The sequence below is a fragment of the Pedococcus sp. P2_D9 genome (assembly GCF_056404275.1).
In genome coordinates, this window is the sequence record NZ_JBFUEI010000001.1 from 443786 (window position 1) to 459629 (window position 15844).

General features: G+C 69.9%; 19 protein-coding genes and 1 tRNA gene. 4 read left to right on the top strand and 16 right to left on the bottom strand.

The window, feature by feature from the left end:
* Positions 1-58 precede the first annotated feature (58 nt).
* The 9 genes from AC1DXJ_RS02070 to clsA form a co-directional block, all read right to left on the bottom strand.
* Complete coding sequence (locus AC1DXJ_RS02070) at positions 59-649, bottom strand: MerR family transcriptional regulator (RefSeq protein WP_477612979.1); 591 nt, start codon at positions 647-649, stop codon at positions 59-61.
* A gap of 212 nt (positions 650-861) precedes the next feature.
* Complete coding sequence (locus AC1DXJ_RS02075) at positions 862-1359, bottom strand: bifunctional nuclease family protein (protein ID WP_477612980.1); 498 nt, start codon at positions 1357-1359, stop codon at positions 862-864.
* Between the two features lie 19 nt (positions 1360-1378).
* Positions 1379-2107, bottom strand: coding sequence for a transcriptional regulator FtsR (gene ftsR, locus AC1DXJ_RS02080; RefSeq protein ID WP_477636253.1), 729 nt, complete (start codon positions 2105-2107; stop codon positions 1379-1381).
* A gap of 33 nt (positions 2108-2140) precedes the next feature.
* The gene (locus tag AC1DXJ_RS02085; protein ID WP_477612982.1) at positions 2141-2596 is read right to left on the bottom strand and encodes an FHA domain-containing protein; all 456 of its coding nucleotides are present in this window, start codon (positions 2594-2596) and stop codon (positions 2141-2143) included.
* Between the two features lie 110 nt (positions 2597-2706).
* Complete coding sequence (gcvH, locus tag AC1DXJ_RS02090; RefSeq protein ID WP_477612983.1) at positions 2707-3093, bottom strand: glycine cleavage system protein GcvH; 387 nt, start codon at positions 3091-3093, stop codon at positions 2707-2709.
* 73 nt (positions 3094-3166) lie between these two features.
* Complete coding sequence (locus tag AC1DXJ_RS02095; protein ID WP_477636254.1) at positions 3167-3862, bottom strand: DUF881 domain-containing protein; 696 nt, start codon at positions 3860-3862, stop codon at positions 3167-3169.
* A 50-nt stretch (positions 3863-3912) separates the two neighbouring features.
* Positions 3913-4245, bottom strand: a complete 333-nt coding sequence (locus AC1DXJ_RS02100; protein WP_056920954.1) for a small basic family protein — start codon at positions 4243-4245, stop codon at positions 3913-3915.
* Positions 4242-5234, bottom strand: coding sequence for a DUF881 domain-containing protein (locus tag AC1DXJ_RS02105; protein WP_477636255.1), 993 nt, complete (start codon positions 5232-5234; stop codon positions 4242-4244). The genes AC1DXJ_RS02100 and AC1DXJ_RS02105 overlap by 4 nt, the downstream gene beginning before the upstream one ends.
* Complete coding sequence (clsA, locus tag AC1DXJ_RS02110) at positions 5231-5815, bottom strand: cardiolipin synthase ClsA (RefSeq protein WP_477636256.1); 585 nt, start codon at positions 5813-5815, stop codon at positions 5231-5233. The genes AC1DXJ_RS02105 and clsA overlap by 4 nt, the downstream gene beginning before the upstream one ends.
* An 86-nt stretch (positions 5816-5901) precedes the next feature.
* On the opposite strand from clsA, the gene AC1DXJ_RS02115 reads away from it, so the two are divergent.
* On the top strand, positions 5902-7059 hold the full coding sequence (locus AC1DXJ_RS02115) for a MalY/PatB family protein (RefSeq protein WP_477636257.1): 1158 nt from the start codon (positions 5902-5904) through the stop codon (positions 7057-7059).
* 37 nt (positions 7060-7096) lie between these two features.
* Here the strand turns inward: AC1DXJ_RS02115 and AC1DXJ_RS02120 are convergent, their stop codons facing one another.
* Complete coding sequence (locus tag AC1DXJ_RS02120) at positions 7097-7546, bottom strand: YdeI/OmpD-associated family protein (protein ID WP_477636258.1); 450 nt, start codon at positions 7544-7546, stop codon at positions 7097-7099.
* 28 nt (positions 7547-7574) lie between these two features.
* Complete coding sequence (locus AC1DXJ_RS02125) at positions 7575-9140, bottom strand: glycosyltransferase family 2 protein (protein ID WP_477636259.1); 1566 nt, start codon at positions 9138-9140, stop codon at positions 7575-7577.
* A 74-nt stretch (positions 9141-9214) separates the two neighbouring features.
* On the opposite strand from AC1DXJ_RS02125, the gene AC1DXJ_RS02130 reads away from it, so the two are divergent.
* The gene (locus tag AC1DXJ_RS02130) at positions 9215-9883 is read left to right on the top strand and encodes a DUF2461 domain-containing protein (protein WP_477612990.1); all 669 of its coding nucleotides are present in this window, start codon (positions 9215-9217) and stop codon (positions 9881-9883) included.
* Positions 9880-10647, top strand: a complete 768-nt coding sequence (locus tag AC1DXJ_RS02135; protein ID WP_477636260.1) for a class I SAM-dependent methyltransferase — start codon at positions 9880-9882, stop codon at positions 10645-10647. The genes AC1DXJ_RS02130 and AC1DXJ_RS02135 overlap by 4 nt, the downstream gene beginning before the upstream one ends.
* A 53-nt stretch (positions 10648-10700) precedes the next feature.
* Here AC1DXJ_RS02135 and AC1DXJ_RS02140 read toward each other — a convergent pair whose 3' ends face one another.
* On the bottom strand, positions 10701-11681 hold the full coding sequence (locus AC1DXJ_RS02140; RefSeq protein WP_477636261.1) for an NAD(P)-dependent alcohol dehydrogenase: 981 nt from the start codon (positions 11679-11681) through the stop codon (positions 10701-10703).
* 280 nt (positions 11682-11961) lie between these two features.
* Between AC1DXJ_RS02140 and AC1DXJ_RS02145 the strand changes: the two genes are divergently transcribed.
* Positions 11962-12123 carry a hypothetical protein gene (locus AC1DXJ_RS02145; protein ID WP_477636262.1) on the top strand — a complete coding sequence of 54 codons (162 nt, stop codon included), beginning with the start codon at positions 11962-11964 and terminating at the stop codon, positions 12121-12123.
* A 70-nt stretch (positions 12124-12193) separates the two neighbouring features.
* Here the strand turns inward: AC1DXJ_RS02145 and AC1DXJ_RS02150 are convergent.
* The 4 genes from AC1DXJ_RS02150 to AC1DXJ_RS02165 form a co-directional block, all read right to left on the bottom strand.
* Positions 12194-12267: transfer RNA gene (locus AC1DXJ_RS02150), tRNA-Pro, on the bottom strand.
* A gap of 102 nt (positions 12268-12369) precedes the next feature.
* Positions 12370-13827 carry a ribosome biogenesis GTPase Der gene (der, locus tag AC1DXJ_RS02155; protein ID WP_477612993.1) on the bottom strand — a complete coding sequence of 486 codons (1458 nt, stop codon included), beginning with the start codon at positions 13825-13827 and terminating at the stop codon, positions 12370-12372.
* Positions 13828-13975: 148 nt separating this feature from the next.
* The gene (gene cmk / locus AC1DXJ_RS02160) at positions 13976-14680 is read right to left on the bottom strand and encodes a (d)CMP kinase (RefSeq protein ID WP_477612994.1); all 705 of its coding nucleotides are present in this window, start codon (positions 14678-14680) and stop codon (positions 13976-13978) included.
* Positions 14681-14731: 51 nt separating this feature from the next.
* A complete protein-coding gene (locus AC1DXJ_RS02165) occupies positions 14732-15814 on the bottom strand; it encodes a prephenate dehydrogenase (protein ID WP_477636263.1) in 1083 nt (360 codons plus the stop codon).
* Between the last annotated feature and the right edge of the window lie 30 nt (positions 15815-15844).

Consider the following 15844-nt stretch of genomic DNA (forward strand, 5'->3'; position numbering starts at 1 on the left):
TCTACAACACTGCCGCCGCTCCCGAGGGAACGGCGGCACTGAAGGACGTTCGGGCGAGTCAGGCCAAGCGGGCCGCGCGGCGCTCGCGCAGCTCGTCGCCGGGGTGGTCGGCGGGCACCTCGTCGTCGGTGCGCTCGCTGGGCAGGGCGGCGAGCTCTCCCTCGACCTCGCGCCAGACGCGGCCGACGGCGATGCCGAAGACTCCCTGACCGCCCTGGACGAGGTCGATGACCTCGTCGGCGGACGTGCACTCGTAGACCGAGGCGCCGTCACTCATCAAGGTGATCTGGGCCAGGTCCTCCACACCGCGTTCGCGCAGGTGGTTGATCGCCACGCGGATCTGCTGGAGCGACACCCCGGTGTCGAGCAGGCGCTTGACGACCTTGAGGACGAGGATGTCGCGGAAGCCGTAGAGCCGCTGCGTGCCGGAGCCGGTGGCGCCACGGACGGACGGCTCGACCAAGCCGGTGCGGGCCCAGTAGTCGAGCTGGCGGTAGGTGATGCCGGCTGCCTTGCACGCGGTCGGACCGCGGTAGCCGATGTCGTCGCTCAGCTCAGGAAGGTCGTCCGTGAACAACAGCCCCTGTGCCGAAGCCGGCACGCTCGTGTGGCCGTGCTGAGCCTCGTTGCTCGGGTTCACAGCGCTCACCTCCTGAAAACTTCTACTGGATACCGCTGCGGGCAATGTCGAGGCGGTGTAGTTACACCGATCGCATTACGGGTCTGTGCCGAAGGTACGGCCGCGCGGAACCAAAGGTCAACAACCACTCGACCTTCGTGCTTCGGCGTGTCGCGGCCGCACGGCTACTCTCGATGTTCAGTTGAGGGTCATGGTTGCGAGCACAAGAACGACGTTTGTACCTAGCCGGTTGTCCCGGTTTCATCCGGTTTGGTCTCGAAGTCTTCGGCCGAGACGTGGTCCAGGAACTCCCGGAACTTCTCGACCTCGTCGTCCTTGTCCTCCTCGCCGGACATCGCGACGCCTGCCTCCTCGAGCAGCGACTCCCCCGCGACGATCTGGGTGCCGGTGCGCAGCGCCAGGGCGATGGCGTCGGACGAGCGCGAGGAGATCTCGGTGGTTCCGTCGAGGATCAGGGCTGCGTGGAAGACCCCGTCACGGAGCTCGACGATGCGCACCTCGGTGAGCCGGTGGCCCAGCCCCTCGATGACGTTCTTCATCAGGTCGTGGGTCAGCGGGCGGGGCGGCTCGATGCCCTGTTGCGCGTACGCGATCGCCGTGGCCTCCGCCGCACCGATCCAGATGGGCAGGTAGCGGTCGCCATCACGCTCGCGCAGCAGCACGATGGGGTGGTTGGTGGGCATCTCCACCCGGACGCCGAGGACCTCGAGCACCTTCACCGTTCCACCTTAACCCGGTTCAGCCGCGCTGGAGCCCGTCCCTCACGAGTGCCGTGTGCAAGGCGATGCACAGGCGCAGGACGTCGCCGGTCGGATCGGTCGCGGGGCCACCGTGCGTCCCCTTCGTCGACGCCGAACGGTGGGGCGTCACGACCTGCTGGACCAGACCGATCTCGCGGTCGGCCGCGGTGCGGAACGGCCTCAGATGGCGAGGTTCGAGCCCGTAGGCCGCCAGCTCGGCAGCCGCGTGAGCGACCGCGAGTGCCGCATCACCGAAGTGCCCCTGCGCGTCAGCGTGCAGGAGGCCGTAGTTCTCGAGCGCGTCGACCGTGTCGGCATCCAGCCCCGAGGACGTCGCCAGCTCGGCCCGGGTGAGTCGCAACGACCCGACCGACGTGAGCGCTTCCGCGCTCGGCACCTCAGGGTCCGCGCTCGGCGCCGGGACGGTGGGCCGCGGCATACCGGTGTCTGTGCGCTCGGGTGTCAGACCACGGTCCAGGGCATCCAGCGCCGCGGCGATCACCTTAAGCGGCCAGAAGTGGTCGCGCTGGGCGGTGAGGATGTAGCGCAGCCGGTCGAGGTCCTCCACCGTGTAGGTGCGGTAGCCCGACCCGGTGCGAGCCGGCGTGACCAGCCCCTCTGCCTCGAGGAAGCGGATCTTGGAGATCGTGACATCGGGAAAGTCCTGCTTGAGGGCAGCCAGGACCGCACCGATGGTCATGGTCTGTCGCGTCGTGCGAGCACTCACCAGGAGCCTGTGTTCCTTCTCTGGAAGGCTCGGTCAGGCCTTGCCGGCATAGAAGACGAGACGGAACTTGCCGATCTGGACCTCGTCGCCCGTCTGCAGGGTGGCTTCGTCGATCCGCTCGCGGTTGACGTAGGTGCCGTTGAGCGAGCCGACGTCGCGGACCACGAAGGTGTTGCCCTCACGCCGGAAGTTCGCGTGCTTGCGCGACACCGTCACGTCGTCGAGGAAGATGTCGCTGTCGGGGTGGCGCCCCGAGTTCACCTCGTCGTCGTCGAGGAGGAACCGGGCGCCGGTGTTGGGGCCACGAAGAACCACCAGCAGCGCGGTGCCGGGGCGCAGCGCGTCCACCGTGGCCTGGTCGGCCTTGCTGAGGGCGATCTCGATCTCGGCGCTGGTGTCGACCTGCTCGAGGTCGTGGATGCCGGGCAACCGCATCGTCGTCGGCTCGTGCGGGCGCGACGTCTGGTCGTCGTTCTCGGTGCCGTTCATCAGGTCCGCACTCCTCGTGGTGGTTCTGTCCGCCCCCTCTAGCAAAGCACAAACCCTAAGGGACGCCGGTGTCGTCTGCAGCGAAATGTGTGATCGGGCGCCCCCCCGGGTCAGAGGAGGGCCTGGTATGCCGCTGGGTCGAGCAGGGCTGCGACGGCTGCGTCGTCCGACGGGCGCAGCTCGTACATCCAGCCCTCACCATAGGGGTCGCTGTTGACCAGCTCTGGGGTGGCGTCGAGGGAGGCGTTGACTGCCGTCACCTCGCCGGCGAGCGGCGCGTACAGATCGCTGACCGACTTGGTCGACTCGACCTCGCCGCACGCGTCTCCCGCGGCCACCGTGTCACCCACCGTGGGGAGGCTGACATAGACGACGTCACCCAAGGAGTCCTGCGCGAACGAGGTGATCCCGATCCGCACCGTCCCGTCGTCGCCCGACCGCACCCACTCGTGCTCGGCCGTGTAACGCAGGTCCTGGGGGTACTCCAGCTCGCTCATGATGCTCCTCGGTGGATGGTGGTGGGACGGACGCGCCGGCGACTGCGGTGCCGGCGGGCCACGCTGATGCTGCTCAGGGTGACGGCGCCGGGACGGGCCGAGCGTAACGAGGCTCGCTCAGACTGTGCAATGCGGTGATGGCGACGTCGTCGGACTGGCGCACGGTGGGCAGCGCACCGTCCCCGCGGACCGACTCGCTGACGCCGCCCGGGATCTCCATCGCCGAGGCCATCGTCGCGCTGTCGCCGATGGCCTTGATGACGTAGGGCGGCGCGACGCGCTCCCCCCCGATCTCGATCGCACCGTCCACGTCGGCGAACCAGGTGTCGGCCACGACACGCACGTCCCCGATCTGGACCGCCTCGGCTCCGGCGTCGCGCAGCTCCTGGAGGGCGTCGAGCAGCCTGGCTGCGGTGATCTTGTGGTCAGGGTCGTTGATGGTGATGACGACGCCGGGACCGGTGGCCGGCGACGTGCCGGTGAGGATGCCCAGGGTGTCGAGCCGCTCCTGGGCCGACTTCAGTGCCTCCGCGCTGGAGTCGACGCCCGAGATCAGCCGGTCACGACTCACCTCGAGCTCGCGCGAGTCCGACGTCAGCCGGTCCTGCTCCTGGCTGACGTCGTCGAGGATGCGCACCAGCTCGTCCTCGCGCAGCTGTTCCAGGCCGCTCTGGTTGGTCTGCTGCACCTGGGTGGCGATGGCGAAGCCCAGCACGATCGCCAGGAGCGCCGCGAAGGCGTTCGCCCGGGTCGCCCGGGGCCGGGCCATCCGGATCAGGGTCCTCCACGACGAGTCCGGTGGCTCCGGACGGTCAGCACTCATGCCTTGAACAGGTGCCTGCGGATCGAGGCGACGTTGGAGAAGATCCGCACCCCGAGGACGACGACCACCCCCGTGCTGAGCTGCGAACCCACACCCAGCTGGTCACCCAGGAACACGATGAACGCGGCGACCACGACGTTGGCCAGGAACGACACGACGAACACCTTGTCGTTGAAGATGCCGTCGAGGACCGCACGGACCGCCCCGAAGACCGCGTCGAGCGCCGCGATCACCGCGATGGGCAGATAGGGCTGCAGCGCGACGGGAACGTCGGGACCCCAGAGGAGTCCCACCAGCACGCCGCCGATCAGGCCGAGCAGGGGTATCACGGTGAACTCTCCGACGTGGACGGGGTGGACGAGCTGGAGGAGCTGGACGAGCCGGGCGAGCTGGACCCGGTCGGGGCCGGGGAGCCGCTCTTGGGCTTGGGGACCGTCGCCTCACGCACCGTGAGGGACGTGGCGGCGGGCAGGGTGAGCTTGTCCGCCGCGTCCATGGAAACACGGATGCCGTAGTTGTCCTTGAGGGCGCGCGCGTACGCACCGCCGTCGTTCTCCGCGAACTCCACCTGGAGGTCGTCGGGGTCGCCGATCACGCTGATCGTGTACGGCCTGGCCAGCGGACGGTAGTTGACCAGGATCGCCTCACCCGCGAAGCGGATGGCGGACGTGGACGTCAGCCGCTGGCCGTTGACCGAGATCGCCTCGGCACCGGCCTCCCACAGACCGTTGACGACGATCTGAAGGTCCTTGGAGAAGACGACGCCATCGTCCTTCTTCCCGTCGGTGCGCGGGTTGCCGTCGGCGCTGGTGCCGCCACTGCCCGGCGCGTTGTCGAGCTGGACCGTGATCCCCGTGCCCGTGACGGACTGGGCACCCGAAGCCAGGGTGAGGGCCGCGAGCCGGGTCTGCAGCGACGACTCGTCCTGCCCGAGAGCCTGGGCCTGGAGCTTGTCGACCTCGGCCTGGACGGCGCGCAACGATGTCCCCTGCTTCTCGACCGCGGCCCGACGGGCCTCGATCTGGTTGACCAGGTTGGCCTTGGCCTTGATGGCGGACGACGACGGGGTGCGCAGCGCCACCGCTCCGAGGGTCAGCAGGAGTCCGGCCACCACCGCGGCGACGACGACGGTCAGGGTCCGGGTGCCGGTGCTCGGCGGCAGTCCGGCGGCCTCGCGCTCGGCGGCCGCGGCGGCATACCCGGGGTCGAGCGGTCGCTCCATCATCGAGATGAGGAGCGTCATCGACTCGTCGGGACGCCTGCCGGGTGTGGTGACCGGTGGCGGCTCGCCGCGGTGCGACGTGGGTCCGGGGTTCATCTCGCCGGCACCGTGTGTGCGGCGACCACCTGCCGGGCCTGCACGATGTACATGACCCCTGCGATCCAGTAGAGGACGGTGCCCCACCATGCGAACGCCCAGCCGATCGGCAGCGCCCACTCGGCGAAGGTGCTGGTGCCCTCGCCCAGGAGGAGCAGCGGGAAGGCGTAGAGCAGGTTGAACGTGGCCGCCTTGCCGACGAAGTGGACCGGCAGCCCGGTCTGGCCATAGCGACGGATCCGCCACAGCACCGCGGCGAGCAACACCTCGCGGCCGACGAGGGCGAGGACCAGCCACCAGGGGATGATGTCGCGCAGGGCCAGGCCGAGCAGCGTCGTGGCAATGTAGAGCCGGTCCGCGAACGGGTCGAGCAGCTGGCCGAGACGGGACTCGAGCCCGAAGCGACGCGCGATCTTGCCGTCGAGGTAGTCGCTGACGCCCGAGAGCATGAGCGTGACGAGGGCGATGACGTCGTGCTGGGCCAGGATCGCCCACAGGAAGATCGGCACCCCGACGAGTCGCAGGACGGACAGCACGTTGGGCAGGGTGAGCACCCGGTCGGAGACGACGGGCTCACTCACGAGCCTCCCCCGATCTCGCTCCCCCCGATCGTGTTGTGCTGGCACGCAGGCAGCCTAACTGCCAGCCCGTCGTAGAGTTCGCAGGCATGGGCAACCCGCTTGTCGACAACCCGCTGCTCGGTCCCGGCCTCGATCGTCTCCGTGAGCGGCGCAGCGTCAAGTGGCGGCTCTACGACCCGGACATCCTCCCCCTCTGGGTCGCCGAGATGGACGTCGTGCCGGCCGAGCCGATCCAGCGCGCCGTGGTCGAGGCCATGCATCGCGGCGACACCGGCTACCCGTGGGCAGCGGACTACGCGGAGGCGTTGTCCTCCTTCGCCTCGGAGCGGTGGGCCTGGAAGCCGGACCCGACCACGATGCAGATCGTGCCCGACGTGATGCTCGGCGTGGTCGAGGTCCTCAAGCTGGTCACGGGTCCCGGTGACGCGGTCGTGGTCAACTCCCCCGTCTACCCGCCCTTCTTCGACTTCGTGAGGCACCTGGACCGTCGGGTGGTGCAGGCGCCCCTGGATGCCAACGGCCGGATCGACCTCGCGTCCCTGGAGCTGGGACTCACGGAGGCGACGCGCGGCGGTGGCCGCGCGGCATACCTGCTGTGCAACCCGCAGAACCCGACGGGCGCGGTGCACACGCCCGAGGAGCTCACGGCCGCAGTCGACCTCGCGGAGTCGCTCGACGTGCGGGTCGTCGCCGACGAGATCCACGCCCCGGTGGTCCCCGCCGGCGCGAGCTTCACCTCGGTGGCCTCCCTGCCGGCGGGGTCGCGGTCGATCTCGGTCATGTCGGCCTCGAAGGCCTTCAACCTCGCCGGTCTCAAGGCCGCGATGGCCGTGCCGGGACCCGAAGCGGCCGCCGACCTGGCGCGCATGCCCGAGGAGGTGTCGCACGGAGCCAGCCACGTGGGGGTCATCGCGCACCGCGCCGCCTACCTGGAGGGCGGGGCTTGGCTGGACGCTCTGCTGAACGGGCTCGACCAGAACCGCCGCCTGTTGGCCGACCTGCTCGCGGAGCACCTGCCGGACGTCGGTTACCGCATCCCCGAGGGGACGTTCCTGGCCTGGCTCGACTTCAGTCGGCTCGGACTCGGCGACGACCCGGCTGCGGTGCTGCGCGAGCGGGCCCGGGTGGCACTGCACCCGGGGACCGGCTTCGGCCAGGGAGGAGCCGGCCGTGCACGTCTGAACTTCGGCACCTCACCCGACATCGTTCGCGAGGCCGTGCGCCGGATCGCCGCTTCGCTGTGAGGCATCGCCACGTGGCTCCGAGCCGTTGCCGGTGGCTCTAGGAGTTCGCCTTCGCCTGCAGCATCTCCACGGCCTTGTCGATGCGGCGACGGCGCGTCTCGGGTGTCTTGGCACCGTTGATCGCGTCCACGTGGGCCCGCTGGTGGCTGTAGGACTGCCGGGCGAAGGTCGCCTTGGCATCGGGGACCACCTCAAGCGCGGCCGCGAAGTCCTCCGGCACCTCGACCTCGCGAGGCGCCGTGTCGAGCTCGAGGGTCACCTCGACGACATCTCCGCCGCTGACCCCCGTGAGGGCGCGGTTCTCCGCGCTGACGCCGACCATGAACCTCCCGCCCATCACGGCGACGCTGCTGCGGTAGGTCTTGCCGTTGATCGTGACGTTCACCTTGGGACGCTTGCCGCCACCGAGCCCCTCGACGACCTCCGGCGGCACCTCGATCCCCGTGGCCGTCCCGCCTCCCTGCTGCACCTGCGTGGTGAACTTCATGACCGCGAGGGTATGCCGCCGGGCAGCTTCATGACAGCGTCCTGCGCACCCGTGCGGCAAGCTTGCGAGCCAGGCTCCTGCGGGCCGGGGACGGCGCCTTGGTGACCTTGAGCGCCAGGCGGCCACCTTTGGTGACGTAGGGGCTGATGACGACCCCCGCCTCGGTGAAGGGCTGCGGCACGTGTTCGGGGTCGATGCGCACCGCCACCCGGGAGTCGTACCCGAAGGCGGTGGTGCGTGCCTTGACGTCCCAGGTGCCGGGAGTGATCGTGCTCCCCAGGAGTGCGGTGGCGGGTGCAATCGTGGCCGACCCCTCCGCCGCCCAGACCAGTCCGTCACCGGAGTCGGTCAGTCCACCGCGGACCTGCGTCGGCTGGAACCACTCGGCGTTCGTCGAGCGATGGGTCAGGAGCAGCTCGACACCCGCGTCGCCCACGTCCGAGGTGACATCCAGGGCGCCCAGGGCAACGTCGTCCGACACTGGCGCCGAGGGCTCCATCAGGACCCGTCCCTGCTTCTCGCCGAAGGTCTGGGGGCCCGCGGCTCCCTCCAGCCGGACCCGCAACCGCAAGGTCAAGACTGCCCCGGTCTGCGTGGCCTCGAGGACCTCCGCCCTCGTGGTGACGGCGCTGTCGGCATCGACGTAGCGCAGGACCGCATCCAGGTCGCCCGCCCGAACGAGCGCGGCACGGACCCGATCGGCAGCCGCGAGTCCCGCGTCGAGTGACTGGTCGAACCGCTCGGACATGACCGCCGTGATCGCCCGGAAGAACTCGCGTTGGTACTCCGCCGGCCACGTGCGCAGCCCGTTGGCGCCGAACCTGTTGAGGACGACCGAGAGCTCCCACAAACGGTAGGCGTCCTGGCGGACGCGCTCCCCGTACGGCCACTTGTCGACGAGGTCGAGGACCTCGCGGACTGCGGCGAAGTACTCGGCCGGGTCAGGGTGTCGCATCGAGTTGTTCGTGTCGTGGATGATCCAGCGGTAGCACGGGTAGTCGGCGACCACGGACACCACCGGGTCGTGGACGAAGGCCGCCGCGAGCAGGTGGTGGTCCTCCAGGCGCCTGAGGTGCTCGGCGAACTTCACGTCGTGGTCGAGCAGGAACCGGGTCCTGAACATCTTGTGGGGCGTCAGGATGTCGATCACGTGGTCGTCGATCACGTGCGCGTGCGACACGTTGGCGCGGAACGACTCCAGTCCCATCGTGCGGGCACCCGTCCGAACCTCCTTTCCCAGCACCATGTCCGCGGAGTTGGCGTCGGCCGCAGCAAGCATGCGTTCGACCGCCTGGGGGTAGAGCAGGTCGTCGTGGTCCATGAAGAGGACGTAGTCGCCGCGGGCCACGGCGAGCCCCGTGTTGCGGGGACGGCTGGGCCACCCCGAGTTCGGGATCTCCAGGGCCGTGATCCAGTGCTCGCCGCCAAACGCCCGGACCCGCTCAGCGGTCTGGGCGTCGGTCGACCCGTCGTCGACGAGGATGAGCTCGAGGGCCTCCAGGCCCACGCTCTGGCGCCGGACGGACTCCACGGTGCGGTCCAGGTCCGGCCCACTGTTGTAGGTGGCAATGACGACGCTGACACGAACGGGCATGTCCCAAGCCTCCCATCCTCGGACCGCCGTGCTCACCGGCCCCGAACCGGCCGGCGTGTGCCACAGTGGGCGCCATGGCTGACCGTGCGGGTTTCGAGGGCTTTCCGGCCTGGGGTGTGACCTTCTACCAGGAGCTCGAGGACAACAACACGAAGGAGTTCTGGGCGGCCAACAAGGCGCGGTGGGAACGCGACGTGCGGGAGCCGATGCTGGCCCTGGTGGATGCTCTGGAGGACGAGTTCGGGCCGGCGAAGCTCTTCCGGCCCAACCGCGACGTCCGGTTCAGCGCGGACAAGTCGCCCTACAAGACCCACCAGGGCGCGATCGTGGGTCGGGGTGCCGGAGTGGGCTACTACGTGCAGCTCAGTGGGGACGGCCTCGCGGTCGGCGGTGGCTTCCGCACCCACTCCCCTGCGCAGACGCAGTCGTTTCGACGCGCGATAGCCGCGCAGGACACCGGCGAGGAGTTCGAGGGCATCGTGACCGGGCTCGCCCGGGCCGGTTTCGACCTGGAAGGCGACACTCTCAAGACCAGACCCAAGGGATTCGACGCCGACCATCCGCGGCTGGAGCTGTTGCGGCGCAAGGAGATCATGGCCCTGAACCGCGTCGGTTCGCCTGACTGGTTGTCGAAACCCGCCGCTCTCGACCACGTGCGGTCGGCCTGGACGGCGATTCGCCCGCTCGCTGAGTGGGTCCTTTCCAACGTTCCCATGGAAGAGCCTCGCGGGAGGGGCAGATGAGCTTCCAGGTACCGGCGCAGGCCTACGGAAGCTTCATGGGGCGGTTCTCCGAGCCGCTGGCCGACCAGTTCGTCGAGGTCGGACGACTGGGCCACGGACAGCGCGCGCTGGATGTGGGGTGTGGGCCGGGCGCGCTCACCGCACGGCTGGTCACCGTCGTCGGCGAGTCCGGCGTCAGTGCCGTCGATCCCTCCGAACCTTTCGTGGCCGCCGCCAGGGAACGCTTTCCTGGTGTCGACGTCACGGTCGGTCACGCGGAGTCGCTGGCGTTCGGGGACGCCACCTTCGACGCGGCGCTGGCCCAGCTCGTGGTGCACTTCATGCGCGACCCGGTCGCCGGGCTCCGCGAGATGGCCCGAGTGACGCGGCCGGGAGGCGTGGTCGCGGCCGCCGTGTGGAACCACGCCGCCAGTGCCGGTCCCCTGTCGCTGTTCTGGGAAGCGGTCCGCGCCGTCGACCCCCAGGCGGAGGGAGAGGGTGACTTCGCGGGCGTGAGGGAGGGCGACCTCGCGAGGCTGTTCGGCGCCGCCGGGCTGGACGCGCTCGAGGCGTCGATCCTCACGGTGCAGGTCCCGTTCGAGTCCTTCGACCAGTGGTGGGAGCCCTACACCCTGGGCGTGGGACCGGCAGGGCAGTACGTCCTGGGCCTGGACGACTCGCGTCGCGAGGCGCTGCGGGACGAGTGCCGACGCCGGGTGCCCGACGGAGCGTTCACCGTCGATGCGTCAGCCTGGTGCGTCGCCGCCACCGTTCCGACCGCCTGAGCGGCCGTCGCGAGCACCTCAACCACTGCCCTCCGGCAGAGACGGCGCCGGCATCACTCCGACGTCGTGCCGGGCACGACGCTGACGATGACGTTGCCGACCTTCTGGCCGCTGCCGGCATACCGGTGGGCCTCCACGATCTCGTCCAGCGCATAGCGGCGATCGACGAGCGGTCTGAGGGCGCCGGTCCCCAGGAGTCCGGCCAGCTCCTCGATCATCGCCTGGTTGTGGGTGGGGATGGGGAAGAGCACCCGTTGGCCACGGCTCACCGGCGCGACAAGGGCGCGGCGGGGGTTCTGGAGCCACGGACCGAGCTCGGAGGAGACGTAGGTGCCGCGTGGCCCGAGGACTCGCCGGGCTGCGGTGAAGGTGCTCTTGCCCACCGCGTCAAGGACGAGGTCGAAGCGGGACGCGTCGCGGGTGAAATCGTCAGCAGAGCAGTTGATGACCCGGTCGGCACCCAGCCGGCGCACGAGGTCGACGTGTTCGCCGAAGCAGACGGCGGTCACGACCGCACCCATGGCGCGAAGCAGCTGGACCGCGGCTGATCCGATCCCTCCTGTCGCGCCGTTGACCAGCACGCTGTCGCCGGCTCGCACCCGCGCAGCCCTGATCATGCCCAGGGCGTAGTGCGCACCCTCGGTCCCTGCCGCGGCCTGCTCAAACAGGAGGCCGGGTGGCATCCGGGCGACCGAGGCGCGTTCCCCGACGACGAGGAGCTCGGCATGGGCGCCGAACGGGCCTTCCGTGTAGCCGAACACCCTGTCTCCCGTCGTGAACGCGGAGACGGAGCCACCCGTCTGGACCACGGTCCCCGCGAACTCGCACCCGAGGATCTTCGCCTTGGGACCGCGGATTCCGTAGACGGCCCGGGCCAGCATGGGCGTTCCCGCGCGGAAGGCGCAGTCGGTTCGGTTGACCGTCGTCGCGTGGACCTGGACCAGCAGATCATGTGGTCCAGGTCTGGGCGCCTCGACGTCGACCACGCGGACGACGTCCGGACCTCCGTACTCGGTGTAGACCGCGGCCTTCATGGGCCGACGGTAGCCCCATCGAGCGCATTGCCTCTGCCACGGTGACCGGAGGAGACTTGACCTCCCGGGAGCGACGGCATCCCGTCCGGCCGTCCCGTTCAGTCCTCCCGGACGTCCCGCCGGAGACTGGAACTGGAGGAGGCACTCATGCCCATCAAGGTCGTCGTCGAGTTCCAGGCCAAACCGGGGGCCAGGGCCGAGCTCAAGAGTCTGCTCGCGAACATGTCAGCGACTCATGGGTCGAAGGCACCCGGCTTCCTCGGCAGCACGCAGGTACGAGGTGCTGGACAACCCCGACGGACTGGTCGAGATCGCCGAGTGGGAGTCAGCAGAGGCACAGGCCGCCGCCGTGCAGGAGGCCACCGAGACGGGCGTATACGCCCCCGTCATCGAGCTCGTGGCGGCTCCGTTCAGAGCCACCCGAATCGGCCAGCAGTCATAGCGCATCGAGGAGCCTGGGCCGGGGCATGAAAACGGGGCCCGAAGTGTGTGGACAAGTCGGACCCCGTTAGTCGGGCTGACAGGATTTGAACCTGCGACCCCTTGACCCCCAGTCAAGTGCGCTACCAAGCTGCGCCACAGCCCGTGGCTTGCCCACGCAGAATCCAGCCGAAGCAGGACCGCGGGAGCGAACGAAACCTTAGCGCACGGCATACCTCCGCTTGAAATCGGTATGCCGTGCCGCCAGCTATCGGCGCTTGCGCTTCTCGCGGACCCGGACGGAGACCTCGATGGGGGTGCCCTCGAAACCGAACTCCTCACGCAACCGGCGCTCGAGGAAGCGGCGGTAGCCGGCCTCGATGAAGCCGGAGGCGAAGATCACGAACCGCGGCGGACGGGTGGAAGCCTGCGTCGCGAACAGGATTCGCGGCTGCTTGCCACCTCGCACGGGGTGCGGGTGGGCCGCCACGATCTCGCCGAAGAACGCGTTGAGCCGACCCGTGGGGACGCGGAAGTCCCACGACTCGAGGGCACGCTCCAACGCCGGCACGAGCTTCTCGACCGAACGCCCGGTCTTGGCGGAGATGTTGACCCGCGGCGCCCACGGCACCTGGACCAGCTCGCGCTCGATCTCGCGCTCGAGGTAGTGGCGACGCTCCTCGTCGAGCAGGTCCCACTTGTTGTAGGCCACCACGAGGGCGCGACCGGCGTCGATCACGTGCTGCACGACGCGGACGTCCTGCTCCGCGATGGACTGCTCGGCGTCGATGAGGACGACGGCCACCTCGGCCTTCTCGAGCGCGGTCTGGGTGCGCAACGAGGCGTAGAAGTCGGCGCCCCTGGCCTGGTGGACGCGGCGGCGGATGCCGGCCGTGTCGACGAAGCGCCAGGTCTTGCCACCGAGCTCGATGAACTCGTCGACCGGGTCGCGCGTGGTGCCGGCGACGTTGTCGACGACGACGCGGTCCTCGCCGGCGAGCTTGTTGAGCAGGGAGGACTTGCCGACGTTGGGCCGACCGACCAGGGCGACCCGACGGGGGCCGCCGCGCTGGTACGCGTCGCCGTTGGCCGAGATCGAGGGCAGCACGTCGAGGACGGCGTCGAGCACGTCGCCACTGCCGCGACCGTGCAGTGCGGAGACCGGCCACGGTTGTCCGAGCCCGAGGTTCCAGAGGGCGGCGGCGTCGGCTTCGGTGCGCTGGTCGTCGACCTTGTTGGCCACGAGGATGACCGGTTTGCCCGAACGGCGCAGCAGCTTGACCACTGCCTCGTCGTCGTCGGTCGCACCGACGGTGGCGTCCACGACGAACATCACCACGTCGGCCAGGTCGACGGCCACCTCGGCCTGCTCGGCGACGCGAAGGTGGATGCCGGTGGCGTCGATCTCCCAGCCACCGGTGTCGACGAGCGTGAACCGGCGACCGGTCCACTCCCCGTCATAGGCCACGCGGTCGCGGGTCACGCCGGGGACGTCCTCGACGACGGCCTCGCGCCGGCCGAGGATGCGGTTCACCAGGGTGGACTTGCCGACGTTCGGGCGACCCACGACGGCGACGACCGGCAGCGGACCGTCGACGACGGCATACCCGTCCTCGTCGTACTCGCCGTCGATGAGTGAGCGGTCCTCCTCACTGAGGTCGAACTCGTCCAGTCCGACGCGCAGGGCGCGCTCGACGGTGGAGTCGTCGGTCAGGTTCTCGCTCACTTCGGGGGTTCCTTGCGTTGTCCGTGGGGGCCGGACCGCGAGCAGGGTGCCGCGTGGCCGCCCACCATTGTCGCGCACATTTGAGGTCGGACCTACCAGGCCAGCCCCGCAGCCCGTGCCCCGGAACCAGTCAGGCGCCCGGCATCGGTCACGCGGGGACCTTGTCCGGCGCCTCGCTGCGCACCACGTCGAGCAGGGCCTGGACGCTCTGCTGGAAGTCCAGGTCAGAGGTGTCGACCAGGGTCACGCCCTCGGCGGCCTCCATGAAGTCGGACACCGTGGAGTCGTCGGCATCACGGCGCACGATCTGGTCACGGGTCGCCTCGACGGCGTGGTCGGCTGCGTGGCCGTGCAGCTCCTTGGACCGCCGCCGCAGGCGCGCCTCGACGCTGGCCGTCAGCAGGATGCGCACGTCGGCGTCGGGTGCCACCACGGTGGTGATGTCGCGCCCCTCGGCCACGACTCCGCCGGTGCGGGTAGCGACCTGGTCGATGAGGTCGCGCTGGAGCTGCTGCAGGATCGGGCGCACCAGCGTGTTGGTGGCCACTGTGGAGACGGCCTCGCTCACGCGGGTCGTGCGGATGTCGCCCTCGATCTCGCGACCGCTCACGTGCACGCTCGGACTGGTCGGGTCGGTGCCCATCTCCAGGGGGATCTCGCGAGTCGCCTGTGCCACGGCCTCCTGGTCGAGGAGGTCGACGCCCTCTTCCAGGCACCACCAGGTGACGGCGCGGTACATCGCGCCCGTGTCGAGGTAGCCGACCCCAAGGGCCTCGGCCGCAGCGCGCGACACGCTGGACTTGCCGGAACCCGAGGGCCCGTCGACGGCAACGACGAGGTGCTTGCTGTTCATGACGGGCAAGCCTATGGGCCACCCGCCGTCCTCCGCGAAGTCGTTCACCCCTCAGCCGTGCAGCCGCCAGCCCCTGGTGGTCAGCTCGTCGCCGAGCCGCTCGGCAACGGCGGGCAGCACCGAGATCTCCGCGAGGCCGAAGGGCTGCCCCATGCCGTGCTCGAGGTGCAGGTCCTCGAGGTTGACGCCGGCGTCCCCGACGTCATGCAACAGCCGGGCGAGCTCACCGGGCTGGTCGGGCACCAGCACCACGACCACGCTGTATGCCGTGGGGGCAGCACCGTGCTTGCCGGGGATCCGCGCGTGGCCAGCGTTGCCCTGGGCCACGATCCGGGCCAGCACCTCACGGGCGCCGACACCGTCACCGTGCGCCAGCACGTCGAGGGCTCCGATGACCTCCGTGAGCTCGGCGTGGACATGGGCGAGGACCCCGCGCACGGCCACGGCGTTGCCGGCGAGGATCTGGGTCCAGAGCTGAGGGTCGCTGGCGGCCACGCGCGTGACGTCACGAATTCCCTGTCCTGACAAGGCCACCGCGGGATCGGTGAGCTCCCGCAGCCGCCCGGCGACCAGCGACGACGCCAGCTGGGGCACGTGGGAGACCACTGCCACGGCAGCGTCGTGCTCTTCCGGACTCATCGTCGAGACGGTGCCCCCGGCCGCCACGGCCAGCTCCTTGACCGCCGCGATCGCGGCCTCGGACGACTGGTCGTTCGGCACGACCACCCAGGCGCGCCCGTCGAAGAGGTCACCCCGGGCGGCCACCGCACCGGAACGCTCGCGCCCCGCCATCGGGTGCGAGCCGGCATACCGAGACAGGTCTGCGCCGCGTCGTCGCACGTCCTCGAGCACGGCGACCTTGACCGACGCCACGTCGGTCACGACGGAGTCGGGCCACGCCTCGAGCTCGTCGGCGACGACAGCACCCGCCACATCAGGTGGTGCAGCCACCACGACGAGGTCGGGTGATGCGTCGTCGTTGCTCGCCACGACACCGGCGCCGAGGTCACGAGCCAGGGCCACCGCCGTCGGCGAGGGGTCGGCGAGGACCACGGCATAGCCGGCACGGCTCAGGGCGATGCCCAGGCTGGTGCCGATGAGGCCGGTGCCGACGATGCGGACGCTGGTGGTCACGTCGGGAAGGTTACCGACGGCCGCGACGCA